At 73.4% G+C, this 16,970-nt stretch carries 16 protein-coding genes and 1 riboswitch; of the genes, 4 read left to right on the forward strand and 12 right to left on the reverse strand.

Annotation, left to right across the window (positions count from 1 at the left end):
* Nucleotides 1-38 precede the first annotated feature (38 nt).
* Together ACIRG9_RS17235 and ACIRG9_RS17240 are read right to left on the reverse strand one after the other, a co-directional pair.
* Nucleotides 39-881 carry an ABC transporter permease gene (locus ACIRG9_RS17235; RefSeq protein ID WP_402856464.1) on the reverse strand — a complete coding sequence of 281 codons (843 nt, stop codon included), beginning with the start codon at nucleotides 879-881 and terminating at the stop codon, nucleotides 39-41.
* Nucleotides 882-973: 92 nt separating this feature from the next.
* Entirely contained in the window at nucleotides 974-2,002 is a 1,029-nt protein-coding gene (locus ACIRG9_RS17240) for an ABC transporter substrate-binding protein (protein WP_402856467.1), read from the reverse strand.
* Between the two features lie 277 nt (nucleotides 2,003-2,279).
* Here ACIRG9_RS17240 and ACIRG9_RS17245 point away from each other — a divergent pair, with 277 nt between their 5' ends.
* The 4 genes from ACIRG9_RS17245 (at nucleotide 2,280) to ACIRG9_RS17260 (ending at nucleotide 6,860) form a co-directional block, all read left to right on the forward strand.
* Nucleotides 2,280-3,098 (forward strand): ABC transporter ATP-binding protein, encoded by an 819-nt coding sequence (locus tag ACIRG9_RS17245; RefSeq protein ID WP_402856470.1) that lies wholly within the window; start codon nucleotides 2,280-2,282, stop codon nucleotides 3,096-3,098.
* A 2-nt stretch (nucleotides 3,099-3,100) separates the two neighbouring features.
* Entirely contained in the window at nucleotides 3,101-4,051 is a 951-nt protein-coding gene (locus ACIRG9_RS17250) for an LLM class F420-dependent oxidoreductase (protein ID WP_402856473.1), read from the forward strand.
* Nucleotides 4,048-4,356 (forward strand): cupin, encoded by a 309-nt coding sequence (locus ACIRG9_RS17255; RefSeq protein ID WP_091198233.1) that lies wholly within the window; start codon nucleotides 4,048-4,050, stop codon nucleotides 4,354-4,356. Before ACIRG9_RS17250 ends, ACIRG9_RS17255 begins: the two co-directional genes overlap by 4 nt.
* Nucleotides 4,357-4,433: 77 nt before the next feature.
* Nucleotides 4,434-6,860, forward strand: a complete 2,427-nt coding sequence (locus ACIRG9_RS17260; RefSeq protein WP_402856477.1) for a hypothetical protein — start codon at nucleotides 4,434-4,436, stop codon at nucleotides 6,858-6,860.
* A 45-nt stretch (nucleotides 6,861-6,905) separates the two neighbouring features.
* Here the strand turns inward: ACIRG9_RS17260 and thiC are convergent, their stop codons facing one another.
* The 10 genes from thiC to ACIRG9_RS17310 all read right to left on the reverse strand — a co-directional run bounded on the left by thiC (nucleotide 6,906) and on the right by ACIRG9_RS17310 (nucleotide 16,825).
* Nucleotides 6,906-8,498, reverse strand: a complete 1,593-nt coding sequence (gene thiC, locus ACIRG9_RS17265; protein WP_402856480.1) for a phosphomethylpyrimidine synthase ThiC — start codon at nucleotides 8,496-8,498, stop codon at nucleotides 6,906-6,908.
* Between the two features lie 17 nt (nucleotides 8,499-8,515).
* Nucleotides 8,516-9,304, reverse strand: a complete 789-nt coding sequence (gene thiD / locus ACIRG9_RS17270; RefSeq protein WP_402856483.1) for a bifunctional hydroxymethylpyrimidine kinase/phosphomethylpyrimidine kinase — start codon at nucleotides 9,302-9,304, stop codon at nucleotides 8,516-8,518.
* Entirely contained in the window at nucleotides 9,301-10,032 is a 732-nt protein-coding gene (locus tag ACIRG9_RS17275; RefSeq protein ID WP_402856486.1) for a thiamine phosphate synthase, read from the reverse strand. Before ACIRG9_RS17275 ends, thiD begins: the two co-directional genes overlap by 4 nt.
* Before the next feature lie 71 nt (nucleotides 10,033-10,103).
* The gene (locus ACIRG9_RS17280; RefSeq protein ID WP_402856489.1) at nucleotides 10,104-10,874 is read right to left on the reverse strand and encodes a thiazole synthase; all 771 of its coding nucleotides are present in this window, start codon (nucleotides 10,872-10,874) and stop codon (nucleotides 10,104-10,106) included.
* 5 nt (nucleotides 10,875-10,879) lie between these two features.
* Entirely contained in the window at nucleotides 10,880-11,080 is a 201-nt protein-coding gene (gene thiS, locus ACIRG9_RS17285; RefSeq protein ID WP_402856492.1) for a sulfur carrier protein ThiS, read from the reverse strand.
* A 25-nt stretch (nucleotides 11,081-11,105) separates the two neighbouring features.
* Complete coding sequence (gene thiO, locus ACIRG9_RS17290) at nucleotides 11,106-12,335, reverse strand: glycine oxidase ThiO (protein ID WP_402856495.1); 1,230 nt, start codon at nucleotides 12,333-12,335, stop codon at nucleotides 11,106-11,108.
* On the reverse strand, nucleotides 12,329-12,955 hold the full coding sequence (thiE, locus tag ACIRG9_RS17295; RefSeq protein ID WP_402856498.1) for a thiamine phosphate synthase: 627 nt from the start codon (nucleotides 12,953-12,955) through the stop codon (nucleotides 12,329-12,331). Before thiE ends, thiO begins: the two co-directional genes overlap by 7 nt.
* A riboswitch (TPP riboswitch) is annotated at nucleotides 12,950-13,057 on the reverse strand. It overlaps the preceding gene by 6 nt.
* Before the next feature lie 338 nt (nucleotides 13,058-13,395).
* Nucleotides 13,396-14,340, reverse strand: a complete 945-nt coding sequence (locus ACIRG9_RS17300) for an aldo/keto reductase (RefSeq protein ID WP_402857107.1) — start codon at nucleotides 14,338-14,340, stop codon at nucleotides 13,396-13,398.
* Between the two features lie 158 nt (nucleotides 14,341-14,498).
* Nucleotides 14,499-16,178, reverse strand: coding sequence for an ABC-F family ATP-binding cassette domain-containing protein (locus ACIRG9_RS17305; protein ID WP_402856501.1), 1,680 nt, complete (start codon nucleotides 16,176-16,178; stop codon nucleotides 14,499-14,501).
* A gap of 41 nt (nucleotides 16,179-16,219) precedes the next feature.
* Nucleotides 16,220-16,825, reverse strand: coding sequence for a class I SAM-dependent methyltransferase (locus ACIRG9_RS17310; protein ID WP_402856504.1), 606 nt, complete (start codon nucleotides 16,823-16,825; stop codon nucleotides 16,220-16,222).
* Between the last annotated feature and the right edge of the window lie 145 nt (nucleotides 16,826-16,970).

Here is a 16,970-nt window from a genome sequence, read left to right on the forward strand (position 1 = left end):
GGCCTACGGTCGACGTGGCCACCTCGCCGTCGTGCCGGTCACCTGGCCGAGGTGGTGGCCTTGACCCAGGGCAGGGCGAGGCGTTCGACCAGGCCGAGGGCCGCGTAGAGCAGGATGCTCATCAGGGCGACCAGGACGATCGCCGACCACGCCGTCGAGAAATCGCCGACGCCGTTGTACTGGATGATCTGCTGACCCAGTCCCCGCTGATCGGAGTAGAACTCCCCGATCACGGCACCGATCGCGGCCAGCGGCATCGCCACCTTCAACCCGACGAAGATCTGCGGCAGCGCGGCCGGGAACCGCACCTTGCGGAACGCCTGCCACCACGACGCGTTCAGCGACCGGGCCAGCTCGGCCAGGTCGGCCGGGGTGGTGGTCAGACCGGTCGCGGTGGAGAGCACGATCGGGAAGAAGCAGAGCAGGAACACCATGGTCAGGATGGGTTTCTGCCCCCAGCCCACGGCGACCACGAGCAGCGGCCCGAAGGCGATCTTCGGCACCGCGTTGACCGCCACCAGCAGCGGCGCGAACATCCGCTCCACCCGGCGGGAGGCGGCCAGGGCCATCCCGATCAGCACGCCGGCGGCCGACGAGAGCAGAAAGCCGAGCAGGGTCGACCAAATGGTGAGCCCCAGCGCCGGCAGCAGCACGTCCCACGCCTCGGTCAGCGCACGCCACACCGACTGCGGCGCGGGCAGCACCGCCGGGTGGATCAGGTGCAGGCCCGAGGTGACCAGCCACCAGGCCGTCACCGTTATCACCAGCCCGAGCGCCGGCAGCAGCACGGCGGTCGGATTCACCCTGGGCCGGATCGGCGCGGTCCGCGGTGCAGCCGTGGCCGACCTGTCGGCGGGAGCATCGCTCAGCTGCGTCAACATGTCCTCCTCTCGGCCGGCCAGACGACCGGCACGCGAAGGGGGTGCGCCCCACCACAACGGGCGGGCCGCACCCCCGATTTCGAGCCGACCGGTCAGGCCTTCGGCGCGAGGTCGAAGTTGATGATCTGGTCGGGGGTGAGGTCGTTCTTGAGCGAACCCGCGCCCTTGAGCAGGGCGATGCTCTTGGCGACCCGCCCGCTGTCCAGGGTGCCGATCGCGGTGCCGGAGTTGCTGGACCGGACGTACGCGGCCATCAGCTCAAGCTCGGCGGCGGCCGCGGCCGGGTTGGCCGTGGGCTCGTTCTTCTTCAGGATCTCCCCCGCCTCCTGCGGGTGGGCCAGGGCGTACTCCAGGCCCTTGAGGAGCGCGGCGGTGAACTTCTTCACCATCTCCGGCTTCTCCTTCGCGATCTTCGCGGAGGTGATCAGCGCGTTGCCGTAGAGGTCCTGCATGACGTTGCTGTAGGGCAGCACCACCGGCGTCTTCTTCGTCACCGCCTGGACCGTGGGCTGACCGACCACGAACTGGCCGATGCCGTCGACCGAGCCGGAGGCGAGCATGCCCATCAGGGCCTGCGACTCACCGTTGACCCAGGTCACCTTGCTCTCGTCGATGCCGGCCAGCCGGGCGTACGTCGGGAAGAGGTTGTAGACGACGGAGAACTTGGTGTCGGCGAGCCGCTTGCCCTCCAGGTCCTTCGGCGTGGCGATGTTGTTGCCCTCGACGGTGACGATGGCGGCCATGGTGCGCTGCTGGATCGCGGCCACCGCGACGAAGTCCGTGGCCTCGCCGTTGCCCATCTGGAGGATGCCACCGGTCAGGTCGATCGGACCGAAGTCGGCCTTGCCACCGGTGATCGTCTGGATGACGTTGCCGGTGCCCTCGCCGGGCTTGATGTCGACGTCGAAGCCGGCCTCCTTGAAGAAGCCCTTCTCCTTCGCCACCCAGGCGTACGAGTCACGGCCGAAGTTACCGAACGAGGTGAGGTAGGTCACCTTCTCCAGCGCACCACTCGTGCTCTTGGCGTCCTCGGTCTTGTCCGAGTCGCTGCTGCAACCGGAGACCAGGGCGAGGGTGGCGGCCAGCGCGGCGGCGGCGACCGTACGGGTCAGCCTTCTCATCTGTGCACCATGTCCTTTCCGACCAGGGCGTATTCGCCCGGTCGGGTCGTGGGTCCGACGTGTCGGCACGAGGGAACGCCGACAGGTTCGTCGTGAGGGGACTCTTCGCGCGCAACAGCGTACGAGAAGCTCTGTGGACACCGTCGGGCGTACGGGTTGCGGAAAGGAAACGAACTTGTCCGACGTAAAGCGGAGACTCCACCCCTGACGGTGCAACCTGGAGGGGCCCGCTACGCTAGCCCGGCTCACGTTCACGACGTGGAAGGAGCCGCGGGCGATGATCCGACTGTCCGGGGTGTCCCGCACCTTCGACGGCCGCTCCGGGCGGGTCGAGGCGGTACGCAACCTCGACCTCGACGTCGCGGAGGGCGAATTCGTCGCCGTCCTCGGCCGTTCCGGCTGCGGCAAGTCGACCCTGCTCCGCATGATCGCCGGCCTGCTCCCGGTCACCGGCGGTGAGATCACCGTCGGCGGCACTCCGGTCACGAAGCCGCGCCGCGACATCGCCATGCTGTTCCAGCGGCCGGCGTTGCTGCCCTGGCGCTCGGTGCTGGACAACGTCCTGCTTCCGGTCGAGATCTTCGGCTGGAGCCGGGCGAAGCACCGCGACCGGGCCCGCCAGCTGCTGGCGATGGCCGGGCTGGGCGGCTTCGAGAAGCGCCTGCCGCACGAGCTCTCCGGCGGCATGCAACAACGCGTCTCGCTCTGCCGGTCGCTGATCGGCACACCGCGCGTGATGCTGATGGACGAGCCCTTCTCCGCGCTCGACGCGCTCACCCGGGAAGAACTCTCCGGCGAGCTCCAGCGGGTGCACATGGAGACGAAGGCGACCATCGTCTTCGTCACCCACTCGATCGACGAGGCGGTGCTGCTCGCCGACCGGGTGGTCGTGCTCAGCCCGCGGCCCGGCCGGATCCGCAAGGTGGTCGAGGTCGACGTACCCCGGCCGCGCACCCTGGGCCGCAACGCGCACCTGGCCGACGTGGCCCGGATCAGCGCCGACCTGCACGAGCTGCTGATGGAACGGGACGCCCCCGACGCCGTACCCGCGCGGCCCGACCCGGCGGCGACGCCGGCCGGGACCGGGGGGCACTGACCATGCGGGTGACGGTCTTCACCGAGCCGCACCGCGGGGCCAGCTACGACGACCAGCTCCGGTTCGCCCGGCGGGTCGAGGAGACCGGCTTCGAGGGCTTCTTCCGGGCCGACCACTACCGCTCGATGGGCGACGACCCGGGGCTGCCCGGCCCCACCGACGCCTGGCTGACGCTCGCCGCGCTGGCCCGGGAGACCTCCCGGATCCGGCTCGGCACCCTGGTCACCTCGGCCACTTTCCGGTGGCCCGGTCCGCTGGCCGTGCAGGTGGCCCAGGTGGACCAGATGAGCGGTGGCCGGGTCGAGCTGGGCATCGGCGCCGGCTGGTACGAGCGGGAGCACACCGCGTACGGCATCCCCTTCCCGGCGGTCGGTGAACGGTTCGACCGGCTGACCGAGCAGTTGCAGGTCATCACCGGGCTGTGGGGCACCCCGCCGGGCGAGACGTACAGCTTCAAGGGTGAGCACTACCAGCTCGTCGACGCGCCCGCGCTGCCCAAGCCGGTGCAGCGGCCCGGGCCGCCGTTGATCATCGGCGGGCGGGGCCCGAAGCGCACCCCCGAGCTGGCCGCCCGGTACGCCGACGAGTTCAACGTGCCGTTCAAGGGCATCGCCGAGACCGCCGACTCGTACCAGCGGGTGCGGGAGGCGTGCGATCGCGTCGGGCGTACCGCGTCGGGGCGGGCGCCGCTGGTGTTCTCCGCCGGGATCGTGGTGGCCATCGGGCGTACCGACGCGGAGGCGCAGCGGCGGGCCGCGCCGCTACACGTCAAGAGCGCTCTCCCGCCGGAGGATCCGGTGGTCGGCTCCCCCGCGCAGCTCGTCGACCGGCTCGGCGAGTTCGCCGCGATCGGTGCCACCCGGGCCCACCTGCGGCTGATCGACTTCGCCGACCTCGACCACCTGGAGCTCATCGCCACCGAGGTGCTCCCTCAACTGGACGGGACCCGATGACCGACCTCTCCGCCGACCTCGAACTCGGCCCCGTGGGCCAGGAGATCGTCTACGAGAACGACAAGGTACGTGTCTGGCACATCCGCCTGGAGCCGGGCGAGCGGCAGCCGCTGCACCGGCACGACCACCCCTACCTGGTGATCGCGATCCAGGGCGCCAAGAATGTCGTGCAGACCATCGACGGCACCACGATCGACGCCGACGAACCGACCGGCGGCGTGGTCTACCGCGACCCGGGCGCGGTGCACATGCTGACCAACGTCGGGGACACGACCTACCTGGCCCGCCTGGTCGAGCTGAAGTAGCCACCCGCGGTAATCAAACCGACGCGCCGCGCTGGCATTGGTGGCGATCGGGGTCACCGGGCCGTAACGTGCCCGACATGGCCTTTCGGACGTGGAGCAGACTGCTGCTCACGGCGCTCGGGGTGAGCATGCTGGCCGGGGCCGGCCAGCTCGGCATCGCGTACGGGTTCGGCGTCGTACGGCTCGACGGCGCGTTCACCGACGGCGCGGTCAACCGGTGGCCCGCCCAGCTCGCCTGGGTCGGCTGGTTCGCGGCGGTCGCCGCGGTGGCCGGTGCCGTCGGCACCGAACGCCTCGCCCGCCGGGACGGGGTCCTGGGCGGCACCACCGAACAGCTCAGCCTCGCCGGCGCCGCCGCGCTGGGCGCGATCGTGGTCGCACCGCTGTGCATGCAACCGGCGCGGACCGCCGAACTCGGCGGCACCGTCGATCCGGTGTGGGCGGTCGGCATCTGCGCGATCCTCGGCGCGCTCATCGGAGCGGGCGCCGCGATCGTCGTCCTGATCAACCCACCCTTCGGGTGGAACATCGCGCTCACCGCGGCAGCCGTCTGGCTGCTCGCGCTGATCTCCGCCGCGCCGTCGGTCTCCTCGGCCGGGCCGCTGGTCACCGTACGCCTCGGGGTCCTCGAACCGTCCTGGGTGGATGCGGAGACCGCACAGCGGCTGGCCATGCTGCTCCTGCCCCTGGTCGCCCTGCTCGCCGGCGCGGCGGTCGGCGCGCTGGCCCGCCGACGCGGTCACCTTCCGCTGGTCGGCGGGGCGGCCGGGGCCGCCGGGCCGGTGCTGCTGGCCTTCGCGTACCTGACCGCAGGCCCGGGCAACGCGGCCGACCGCTACCAGCTCGCGCCCTACTACGCGGCACTGATCGCGGTCGCCGCTGGCGCGCTCGGCTCGGCGGCCACCACGGTGCTGCGCCGGCCGGTCACGGAGACGGGGACCGCCGCGCTCGAACCCACCGACATCCTCCAGCCCCTGCCGCCGTCACCCGCCACCCCCGGCGAGCCGGGCCGGACCGCCGGCCCGGTGCCGGAGGCCCGCGGCACGGCCGGCGAACCGAGCCGCCCCCGGGCCGCGCCGGAGGCGAGCCCCCCGGGGGCCACGGCCATGGTCCCCGCCCACTGGGACTGGCCGGCCCCCTCGAATCTCACGCCGGCGCCCGTGCCGGCCCGCCAGTCCCGGGCCGTCCGGGCGGCCCCCGACCACACCGCCGCCGACGCGCGCCCGACCGCCGCCGAACCCACCTCCTCCGCCGGTCCCGTCTTCGGTGCGCCCGCCGCCACCGAACGCACCTCCGGTGGGTACGCCGCCAGCGGGCCCGCCTCCGGTGAGCGCGCCGCTGTGGCACACGCCCGCGCCGAAGAGCCGGAGCCGGTGGCCCGGTCCGCCACCCCCGCCGCACCGGATGCTCCAGCGAGTACGGCCGGCGCGGCCGACGTCCGCGAGCCGGTCGCCGGGCGGGACACTGACAAGCCGGTCACCGGGCGGGAGACCGACGAGTTGGCGCGGAACCTGTCGATGCGGGGGCTGGCGCCCTCAGGACGGCGTACCTCCGCCATCGACGTGCTCGCCGCCGGCCGCCCGATCCCGCAACCGCTGGCCGGGCCGGACGGCGGAACCTCCGCCCCGGCATCGGCCGCCGTACCGTCACCGCAACCGGAAGGCGTTGCGTCGACGATGCCGGCCTCCGCCGCGCGACCGGCCGCCGAGCGCCGGTCCCGCCGGCAGTCCCCCTCGGCACCCGAGCCCACCTCGACCGACCCGCGCCCGGAGGGCCGGTCCAAGCGCGGTCGCAAGGTTCACACCAGCTCGGCTGCCACGATGCCGCCGGCCGAAGCAGCACCGGCCGAGACAACTCCCGTCGAACCGGTCCCCGCCCAGATGACCACGGCCCGGACGGTCCCGGCCGAGACGCACACCAAGGTGCCCGCCGTCGAGGCCGCGGAACGGTCGGCGCTGCCGGCACCCCGTCCGGCGGCAGCGGTGCGGAACGAACCGGCCGTGCCCGCGCCGAGCCAGTCGCACTCGCCGTTCGGGAACACCGGAGCGGCCGGCGGCACCACGAGTGACCCGACGGGTACCCCGGACCGGAACGGCGCACCGACGGCGGAGACCCGGGTCGAGCCGGCACCGCATCCCCGGCACCGTGCCCTGCCCGACCTGGGCCGGGAGGCCCGCTGGGAGGCCTTCGCCAACGCTCGGCGGGTGTCACCGGTCCCGAACACCCCGCACGCGGCCGGTCAGCACGCCACCCCCGGCGAGCCTGTCGTGGCCGACCCGGCGGAGGAGGAGCCGGGCAACGGGAAGCCAAAGCTCCGGCGTGGCCTGTTCCGGCGCAACCGGGCGAAGGACGACGAGCTGGACGACGCCGGCCGGTCCGACGACGGGTCGGAGCCGCTGGCGTCGCAGGACGAGGAGTACGTCGACTGGGTCGCCGGACTCGCCTCGGATGCCGACCGGGAGGGGACCCGTACGCTGCGCACCGGCCGCCACCACCGCGACTGATCCGCCGGCCGGGCCGACCAGGTGGCCGACCCGGCCCGGTGCGGCTCAGGCCAGCGGCAGATAAACCCGGGAACCGGCGGACCGGAACTCGTCGGACTTGTCCGCCATGCCGCGCGCCGCGTACTCCTTCAGGTCCTGAGTGATCTTCATGGAGCAGAACTTCGGCCCGCACATCGAGCAGAAGTGCGCGGTCTTCGCCGGCTCGGCCGGGAGCGTGGCGTCGTGGTACGACCGCGCGGTCTCCGGGTCGAGCGCGAGGTTGAACTGATCCTCCCAGCGGAACTCGAACCGGGCCTTGGACAGCGCGTCGTCCCAGGCCTGCGCCCCCGGGTGCCCCTTGGCCAGGTCCGCCGCGTGCGCCGCGATCTTGTACGCGATCACACCCGCCTTCACGTCGTCCCGGTCCGGCAGCCCGAGGTGCTCCTTCGGGGGGACGTAGCAGAGCATCGCGGTGCCGAACATGCCGATCATCGCGGCGCCGATCGCCGAGGTGATGTGGTCGTACGCGGGCGCGATGTCCGTGGTCAGCGGCCCGAGCGTGTAGAAGGGCGCCTCGTGGCACCACTCCTGCTGGAGGTCCACGTTCTCCTTGATCTTGTGCATCGGCACGTGCCCGGGGCCCTCGATCATCACCTGGACGTCGTACTCCCAGGCGATCTTCGTCAGCTCGCCGAGGGTACGCAGCTCCGCGAACTGTGCCTCGTCGTTGGCGTCCGCGATCGACCCGGGACGCAACCCGTCGCCGAGCGAGAACGTCACGTCGTACCTCGCCAACAGCGAGCACAGCTCCCGGAAGTGGGTGTAGAGGAAGTTCTCCTGGTGGTGCGCCAGACACCAGGCCGCCATGATCGAGCCGCCCCGGGAGACGATGCCGGTCACCCGGTCCACCGCGAGGGGCACGTACGGCAGCCGCACCCCCGCGTGCACGGTCATGTAGTCGACGCCCTGCTCGGCCTGCTCGACGACCGTCTCCCGGAACACCTCCCAGCTCAGCTTCACCGGGTCGCCGCCGACCTTCTCCAGCGCCTGGTAGATCGGCACGGTGCCAATCGGCACCGGCGAGTTCCGCACGATCGCCTCGCGGGTCTCGTGGATCCGCTTCCCCGTCGACAGGTCCATCACCGTGTCCGCGCCCCAGCGGGTCGCCCAGGTCAGCTTCTCCACCTCCTCGTTGATGGAGGAGCTGACCGCCGAGGTGCCGATGTTGGCGTTGACCTTTACCAGGAACGCCCGGCCGATGATCGCCGGTTCGCACTCGGGGTGGTTGACGTTGAGCGGCAGCACCGCCCGCCCGGCGCCGATCTCGTCCCGGACGAGCTCCGGCGGCACGCCCTCCCGGATCGCCACGAACTCCATCTCCGGCGTGACCAGTCCGGCCCGCGCGTACGCGAGCTGGGTCGGGCGCTTCCCGTCCGCGCCCGCCAGCGGCGTGCCCGCACCCCGCACGGGCACGACATCACCCCGGTCGGCGATCCACGCTCCACGCAGCGGCGGCAGCCCCACCACCGGGTCGGAGCCGGGGCCGGAGGTGTCGTAGAGCCGTACCGGCGGGTTGTCCCCGGTCAGCGCCACCTCGGCGAACGGCACCCGGATGTCCGGCCGTGACCCCTCGACGTAAGCCTTGCGTCGTGCCTGCATGACAGCCTCCTGTCGGCTCAAGCGGACCAGCCGAAGTGGTCCAGCGGGCCGGGTCCCCCGCCCAGCTCCCAGTCCCGCGCACCGGCCAGCGCGCGGGTGACGTACTCCTTGGCGGCGGCGACCGCGACCGGCACCGGGTCGCCGGCCGCCAACCGGACGGCGATGGCCGCCGAGAACGAACAGCCGGTCCCGTGGTTGTGCCGGGTCGGCACCCGGGGCGCGCGTAGCAGCGTGGTCGCCCCATCGCCCACCAGCACGTCCACCGACTCGCCCGCCACGTCCGCGTCGCCGCCGGTCACCACCACGTGCGGCGGGCCGGCGGCCGCCAGGGCCTCGGCCGCCGCGACCGCCTCCTCCACCGTCGTCACCGGGCGCCCGGTGAGGGCCGCCGCCTCCGCGCGGTTCGGCGTCGCCACCTCCGCGTACGGCAGCAGCCGCCGGACCGCCTCCACCCCGCCGAGCCGGTGCCCGCTGGTGGCGACCAGCACCGGGTCGACGACGAGCCGGGGCAGCCGCCCCGCCTCCGCCGCCTCGGCGATCACGTCGGCGACCGCCGGGGTGCCGAGCATGCCGGTCTTCACCGCGCGTACGGCGAAGTCGCCGAGCACGCTGTCGAGCTGCTCCCGGACGGTTCGCGGGGGCAGCGGCAGGATGGCGTCGACACCCCGGGTGTTCTGTGCGGTGATGGCGGTGAGCACGCTGGTGCCGTACGCGCCGAGGGCGGCGAAGACCTTGAGGTCGGCCTGGATTCCCGCGCCCGCGCCGGAGTCGGATCCGGCGATCGTGAGGATGGTTTTTGGTGTCACCTCTCCTCCTCTGTGGTTGCCGTTGAGGGCTGCGGGACCTCCGTCGGGGTGTGCCAGCTTCGCGGCACGTGGGTGACCGCCTGTTCCAAGGCGCTGCCCAACGGAGTGGTCGTTGTTGATCGGGGCCAGCCTTGAGCGGCCTGGGTTGCTGCTTCGTGGGCTGCCGTGAGGGTGATCGCTACCGCGGTCGGGTCCTTGGCGCGCATGATGGCGCCTAGCACCGCCACTCCGACGGCTCCTGCCTCTACACAGGCCTTTACCTGTGCTGGGGTCTCGATTCCGCCGAGGGCCAGGATCGGCACCGGACTGGCCTGGGTCAACGCGGCCAGCCCGCTCGGGTCAAGGGGTGGGCCGTAGCCGGGTTTGGTTTTCGTGAGGTAGACGGGAGAGAGGGTGGCGTAGTCCTCTGTGGTGAGCCGGGCCAGCTCGGTGGCGTTGTGGCAGGAGCGCCCGACCAGCCCGACGCGTGGCGGCGGGTACGGGCCGGCGGCGGGCAGGTGGACGGCGTCACCGTCGAGCCGGTCGGGCCCGGCGACGACCAGGGCGCCGCCCACCTCGGCGAGGACCGCCCGCAGTTCGGCGGCGAGCGCGGCCCGCTCGGCGCGTGGCAGGTCCTTCTCCCGCAGCACCACCCACCGCACTCCCCCGCCCACAGCCGCCGCGACCACCTCGACCAGCGGATTCCGGGCCACCCGCCGATCCGTCAGCACCACCACGCCCGACGGCACGACGGAGATCTTGGAAGAACGCGACCCCTCCAGGGGCCATGTCCCCTCAAGATCCAGTGCAGGAACCACGGTCACAGGTCCGGCCTTCCCTCGTGGGGGGTGGAGGGGAGGGCGTGGAGACGGTGGGGGATGCGGCCCGCCCGGTACGCGAGCCGGCCGGCCGCCACCGCGTGACGCATCGCCGTGGCCATCGCCTCCGGGTCGGCGGCCCGGGTGACCGCGCTGGCCAGCAGCACCGCGTCGCAGCCCAGCTCCATGGCGAGCGCGGCGTCCGAGGCGGTGCCGATGCCGGCGTCGAGGATCACCGGCACGTCCACGCCCTGCCGGATCAGCCGGATGTGGTGCGGGTTGTTCACTCCCAGGCCGGAGCCGATCGGGGCGCCGGCCGGCATCACCGCCGCGCAGCCCGCGTCGGCCAGTCGCCGGGCCAGGACCGGATCGTCCGAGGTGTACGGCAGCACGGTGAACCCGTCCGCCACCAGCTCCTCGGCGGCGCGCAACAGCTCCACCCCGTCGGGCAGCAGCGTGCGCTCGTCGCCGATCACCTCCAGCTTCACCCAGTCCGTGTCGAACGCCTCCCGGGCCAGGTGGGCCACCTTCACCGCCTCGGACGCGGTCCGGCAGCCGGCCGTGTTCGGCAGCACCCGTACGCCGCACCGGTCGAGCAGGTCGAGCAGGCCGCCGGCGCTGCCCGGCGCGGTGTCCACCCGGCGCAGCGCGAGCGTGACCAGCTCGGTGCCGGAAGCGCGGATCGCCTGCTCCAGCACGTGCAAGTTGGCGGCGCCGCCGGTGCCGAGGATGAGCCGGGAGCCGAACGCGGTGCCGCCGATCTCGAGGGACACGTCGTTCACCCGCCCTGCGCGGCGCTGAGCACCTCGACCCGGTCGCCGTCGCGCAACGTGGTCGCCGCCCAGCCGCCGCGCGGCACGACCTCGCCGTTGACCGCGACCGCGAGACCGCGCCGTTGGTCGGTGACCTCCCGGACCATGTCGGCCACAGTCGCTCCGCCGGGCACGGTCCGCCCGGCGCCGTTGACGATCAGTTCCACGTCGCCTCCTCGATGGTGGGTGCGGTCAACTCCCGGCCCGGGCCGCCCGGTCCCGAGTCGGTCCGATCTGGTCCCGGTCGGGGCGGGGCCGCTCCCGGTCGGGGCGGGCCTGATCCCGGTCGGGGGCGGACGACGGGTCGACGGCGGCGAACCGGGCCGGGCAGAACGGGGCGAGCAGCCGGTCCGGCTCACCGGTGACGATCAGCTCGGTGACCAGGTCGGCGGTGACCGGGGTGAGCACGATGCCGTGCCGGTGGTGGCCGGTGGCGGCGAGCACGCCCGGCCGGCCGGGCAGCGGCCCGATGATCGGCGCGTTGTCCGGCGTACCGGGGCGCAGCCCGGCGGACGCCTCCACCAGGTCGTACTCGGCCAGCTCGGGGACCAGCTCGACGGCGGCGCGCAGCAGTCGGAGCACCGCACCGGCGGTCACCTCGGTGTCGGCGCGCTCCTCGACGGTCGCCCCGACCACCACCTCGCCGCCGTCCCGGGGCACCAGGTAGACCGACTCGCCGTCGGCGTACCCCCGGATCACGTGCCGGAAGCCCGGTGTGCCGCAACCGGGCGCGCGGAGCCGCAGCGCCTGCCCCTTCACCGGCCGAACCGGCAGCCCGGTGAGCGCCGCCGCGCCGCAGCCCGCGGCGATCACGATGACCTGGGCGTCCACGTCGGAGAGCCGGGCGACCGGGGCGGGGCGCAGCACGACGCCGGCCCGCTCGGCCGCCGTCCGCAGCGCGGGCAGCAGCCGGCGCGGGTCGACCTGGTGGTCGCCGGGGGCGACCGCGCCGCCGCGCACCCGGGTCGCCAGCGCCGGCTCCCGGTCCCGCAGCGCCGACGGGCGCAGCGGCGTGATCGGCAACCCCAACCCCTGCTGGTACGCCCAGAGCCGGCGCGCCTCGGCCAGGTCGTCGGCGGTCAGCCCGACCACCAGCGTGCCCTCGGTGCGATACCCGACATCGGTGCCGGCGGCCTCGGTCAGCTCGGCGGCGAAGGCCGGCCAGCGGGCGGCGGACTCGGTGAGCAGCCCGGTCAGCTCGTGTTCCCCGAAGTACGCCTCGGCCACCGGCGCCAGCATCCCGGCCGCCACGTGGGACGCCCCGGAACCCGGCGCCGGATCGTGGACGATCACCCGCAGCCCGCGCTGCGCGCACCGCCACGCGATCGCCAGCCCGACCGGTCCCGCCCCCACCACGCCGACGTCAGCAAGGAAGGGCCCCCCGTTAACGCCTCCGGTAGAGGAAGGGCTCCCTGTTAACACGTCAGCGCCCCGAGCAGCTCGGCGGTGGCCCGGGCCGGGTCGGCGGTTTGGGAAAGCGCGCCGACCACCGCCACCCCGTACGCCCCGGCGGCCCGCAGCGCCGGCACGCGCGCGGCGGTCACCCCGCCGATCGCAATCACCGGCACGTCCACCGCCTCGACGACGGCGCGTACCCCGTCGGGGCCGATCGGGTCGGGCAGCCCGGCCTTGGTGGCGGTGGCGTGGCAGGGACCCACGCCCAGGTAACTGGCCCCGGCGGCGACCGCCTCGGCGGCGCCGAGCGGCTCCCGCGCGGTGACGCCGAGCACGGCGGCGCGGCCGAGCACCCGGCGGGCGGCCGGCACGGGCAGGTCCTCGGCGCCGACGTGGCCGCCGGCCGCGTCCACCGCGAGCGCCACGTGCAGCCGGTCGTTGACCAGGCAGGTCGCCCCGTACGGCCGGCACAGCGCGACCACCCGGTGGGCCAGGTCGTACGCCTCGCGGTCGGTCGCGTCGTCCGCGACCCGGACCTGGACGACCAGTTCGGCGCGGGCGACCGGCAGGGCGGCGCGCAGCACGGCGAGCGGGTCGCATCCCGGCCGGGTGTCGGTGATCAGATGCAGTCGTCCCAGGGACGGCACGGCAACACTCCTCCCTGCGCCGGCATTACCCGGATCAGGTTCGACGGTCGGGGGCTGCAGCCCCCCTCTCAGCCCGGTACACCGGGCTCCCGTGGGTCACTTGCGGCCAACCGTACGACGCGCGCCGCGGATCCGCCAAGGGCGGGGTGACACTTCTCCCACCCACCGTCACCTGTGGAGGGCGCTGGCAGCGGGCACCGCTCCGGTCACGCCATGCTGTCTGGATGCCCTCAGCCCCGCGTCCCCCGCCGGCTGTCCTCCCTGCCGTTCCCGGGCAGCGCCGCCGTCGGCGGACAGCTCACCTGGGCCATGTTGCGGGCCCCGCCCGGAGCCGTCGGAGCAGCGCCACGGAAAGCACGCTGCCCCGGCACCCGTCGAGACGGTGCCGGGGCAGCGAGAGCCCGGCGCACGGAGGGCCGGGGCGGCGAGGCTGGGTGCGGTCAGAGGATGGCGTCGATGGCGTCGAGGTCCTCGTCGGTGGGCTGCCAGGTGCCCGCCTCGGCGTTGGCGCGTACCTGCTCGGGCGTGGTGGCACCCGCGATCACCGAGGTCACCGCCAGCCGGGCGGCGAGCCCGCCGATGGCCACCTGGAGCATGGTGAGCCCCCGCTCGGCCGCGTACCCCTCGATCTTCTCGATGGTGTCCCAGTCCGCGGCGGCGAGCCGTTCGGCGTAGCGGCCACCGCCGGAGAGTCGGCTGCCGGCGGGCGGCGCCTCGTCCCGGTGGTACTTGCCGGTGAGCAGGCCGTTGGCCAGCGGGAAGAACGGCAGCATGCCCAGGCCGAACCGCTCGCAGGCGGGGATGACCTCGGCCTCCACGGACCGTTCCAGCAGGCTGTAGTGGTTCTGCGCGGAGATGAACCGGGTGCGGCCCTGGGAGGAGGCGGTCCAGTCGGCGTCGGCGATCTGCCAGCCGGCGAAGTTCGAGTTGCCGAGGTAACGGACCTTTCCGGCGGTGACCAGGTCGTCCAGTGCGGCGAGCGTCTCGTCGATCGGAGTGCCCGGGTCCGGTTCGTGCAGCTGGTACAGGTCGATGTGGTCGGTGCCGAGCCGGCGCAGCGACGCCTCGACCGCCCGGGCGATGTACCGTCGGGCGCCCCGGGCACCGTGGTCCGGCCCGTTCAGGCCGTGCATGTCCATGCCGAACTTGGTGGCGACCACCACGTCGTCCCGGCGACCCTTGAGCGCCTGCCCGAGCAGCTCCTCGGAGCTGCCCTGCGGTTCACCGTAGATGTCGGCGGTGTCGAAGAAGTTGATCCCGGCGTCGAGCGCGGTGTCGACCACCGCCCGGGTGCCGTCGAGGTCGAGCTTGCGGCCGAAGTTGTTGCAGCCGATGCCGACCACGGACACCACGAGCCCGGAGTCGCCCAGCCGGCGGTAGGTCATCTCAGTCACGAGATCACCCTATGCGGCGCAGCGCCCCACCACCGGTCGGGCTGGAACGCCGACGGACCGGCGCGGTGAATCGTTCCCGACGGCTGCCGCCGAGCGCACCGCGACCACCCCGTCGACCGCGCGGAGCCGCCGGACCAGAGCGTCCTCGATCACCCGACGTCCCAGACCGGCTCGGGGGTCTCGACCACCTCGCCGTCGCCTCCGAACAGCACGAACCGGTCGAAGGACCGGGTGAACCACCGGTCGTGGGTGACCGCGATCACCGTCCCGTCGAACGCGGCCAACCCCGTCTCGAGCGCCTCGGCGGAGGCCAGGTCGAGGTTGTCGGTCGGCTCGTCGAGCAGCAGCAGGGTCGCGCCGGAGAGCTCCAGCAGCAGCACCAGGAAACGCGCCTGCTGCCCGCCGGAGAGGGTACCGAAGCGCTGATCGCCCTGCCCGGCCAGCTCGTACCGGGACAGCGCCGCCATCGCCGCGTGCCGGTCCATGCCGGCCCGGTGCTCGTCGCCCCGCCACAGGATGTCGACCAGCGCCTTCTCCATCAGCTCCGGACGGTCGTGGGTCTGCGAGAAGTGGCCGGGCCGGACCCGGGCGCCGAGGCGTACCACCCCGTCGTGGGCGACGGGTGCGAGGGCCGCCGCGCCGTCGACCGGGGTGTTGGCCGGCTCCGGGTCGGTGCCGCCGCGGGCCAGCAGGCGGAGGAAGTGCGACTTGCCGGTCCCGTTCGCGCCGAGCACGGCGACCCGGTCGCCGTACCAGAGTTCCAGGTCGAAGGGATAGGTCAGGCCGTCGAGCTCGAGCTGCTCGGCGATGACCGCGCGCTTGCCGGTCCGCCCGCCGGTCAGCCGCATCCGGATGTCCTGGTCCTTCGGGGGTACGGGCGGCGGCCCGGCCTCCTCGAACTTGCGTAACCGGGTCTGCGCCGACTGGTACCGCGACGCCATGTCGGAGTTGTACGCGGCCTTCTGCTTGTACATCAGCATCAGCTCGCGCAGCTTCTGGTGTTCCTCGTCCCAGCGTTTGCGCAGCTCGTCGAGGCGGGCGTGCCGGGCCACCCGCGCCTCGTGCCAGCTCGCGAAGCCGCCCGGATGCACCCAGGCGCTGCCGCCCTCGACGGCGACCACCCGGTCGGCGGTCTGGGCCAGCAGCTCCCGGTCGTGCGACACGTAGAGCACCGACTTGCCGGACTCGCGCAGCCGGGCCTCCAGCCAGCGCTTGCCGGGCACGTCGAGGAAGTTGTCCGGCTCGTCGAGGAGGAGCACCTCGTCGGGCCCGCGGAGCAGCAGTTCGAGGGCGAAGCGCTTCTGCTGGCCGCCGGAGAGGGTCCGGACCGGTCGTTCCCGGGCGGCGTCCCAGGGCAGGTCGAGGACGATGGTGGCGACGGTGTCGAAGAGCACCTCGGCGTCGTACCCGCCGATCTCGCCCCAGGCGGCCAGCGCGTCCGCGTACGCGAGCTGGGCCTTGCCGGCGGCGGTGCTGTACTTGCCGCGGACCTCGGCCGCCCGCATGGCCGCCTCGGTCTCGGCGAGGCGGCGGCCGGCGTCGCGCAGCGCCGGTGGGGCGAGCTCGAGCGCCAGGTCGGCGAGCGTGGAGTCGTCCCCGATCATGCCGATGAACTGCCGCATCACGCCGAGTCCGCCGGCGCGGGCGATCGCTCCGGTCTTCACCGCCAGGTCACCGGCGACCATCCGCAGCAGCGTGGTCTTGCCGGCGCCGTTCGGCCCGACCAACGCCACCTTGGCGCCCTCGCCGACCCGGAACGACACCTCCGTGAAGAGCTCCCGGCCGTCCGGGAGGATGTGCCCGACCGCTGCCACGTCCACGTAACCCACGCGGGCATCCTGCCCGAGGGGCCGGGGCGGGCGACACTCGATTACCGGGTGACCCGCAGCACTCGGTACCCCTTCTGGCTGGCGTGCCGTTCCACCTGCCAGCCCTGCTCGACCAGCCAGCGGTGCAGCGAGTCCCCGCCGAGGTGCCGGGCCACGACCAGCCAGGCCACCCCGGCCGGGGCGAGCCGGGGCAGCCAACGCAGCAGCAGCTCGTGCAGCTCGGCCTTGCCGATCCGGATGGGCGGGTTCGACCAGATCTGCGCGAAGCGAACATCGGCCGGTACGTCGTCCGGCGCGACCACCCGGACCCGGTCGGCGGCCCCCACCCGGGCGGCGTTCCCGGCGGTGAGGTCGCGGGCCCGTTCGTTGACGTCGACCGCCCAGACGGTGGCGGACGGCGCGCAGGTGGCGAGTACGCAGGTGATCGGCCCGAAGCCGCAGCCGACGTCGAGCATCGGGCCGGTGGCGTCGGCTGTCGGCAGCTCGCCCTTGCGCAGCAGCACCGCCGTGCCGGAATCGAGGCGGTCGGCGGAGAAGACGCCGGCGGCCGAGGCGAGGGTGAAGTCCCGCCCGGCGACGGAGAACTCGACCTCGCGCGGCTGGGCGGCGGTCGCGGGTTCAGCGGTGAAGTAGTGGTCGCCGGTCACGCCCGGAATTGTCGCACCGGCCCGGAGGTCGGGCTTCGCCGCACCGAGCCGGAAGCGGGGCGTCGCCGCGGCGAGCGGCACGGGGCCGACGTCGGCGCACTCAAAAATGCGCGACGCCACTCCGCTGGAATTTCCCGATATTACC

This window comes from Micromonospora sp. NPDC093277, assembly GCF_044765245.1.
Taxonomy (GTDB): domain Bacteria; phylum Actinomycetota; class Actinomycetes; order Mycobacteriales; family Micromonosporaceae; genus Micromonospora.

What these genes read in the sequence shown, in the direction of transcription:
- ACIRG9_RS17235 (WP_402856464.1), bottom strand. Translation starts at nt 881, where the DNA reads ATGTTGACGCAGCTGAGCGATGCTCCCGCCGACAGGTCGGCCACGGCT.
- ACIRG9_RS17240 (WP_402856467.1), bottom strand. Translation starts at nt 2,002, where the DNA reads ATGAGAAGGCTGACCCGTACGGTCGCCGCCGCCGCGCTGGCCGCCACC.
- ACIRG9_RS17245 (WP_402856470.1), top strand. Translation starts at nt 2,280, where the DNA reads ATGATCCGACTGTCCGGGGTGTCCCGCACCTTCGACGGCCGCTCCGGG.
- ACIRG9_RS17250 (WP_402856473.1), top strand. Translation starts at nt 3,101, where the DNA reads ATGCGGGTGACGGTCTTCACCGAGCCGCACCGCGGGGCCAGCTACGAC.
- ACIRG9_RS17255 (WP_091198233.1), top strand. Translation starts at nt 4,048, where the DNA reads ATGACCGACCTCTCCGCCGACCTCGAACTCGGCCCCGTGGGCCAGGAG.
- ACIRG9_RS17260 (WP_402856477.1), top strand. Translation starts at nt 4,434, where the DNA reads ATGGCCTTTCGGACGTGGAGCAGACTGCTGCTCACGGCGCTCGGGGTG.
- thiC (WP_402856480.1), bottom strand. Translation starts at nt 8,498, where the DNA reads ATGCAGGCACGACGCAAGGCTTACGTCGAGGGGTCACGGCCGGACATC.
- ACIRG9_RS17300 (WP_402857107.1), bottom strand. Translation starts at nt 14,340, where the DNA reads ATGACCTACCGCCGGCTGGGCGACTCCGGGCTCGTGGTGTCCGTGGTC.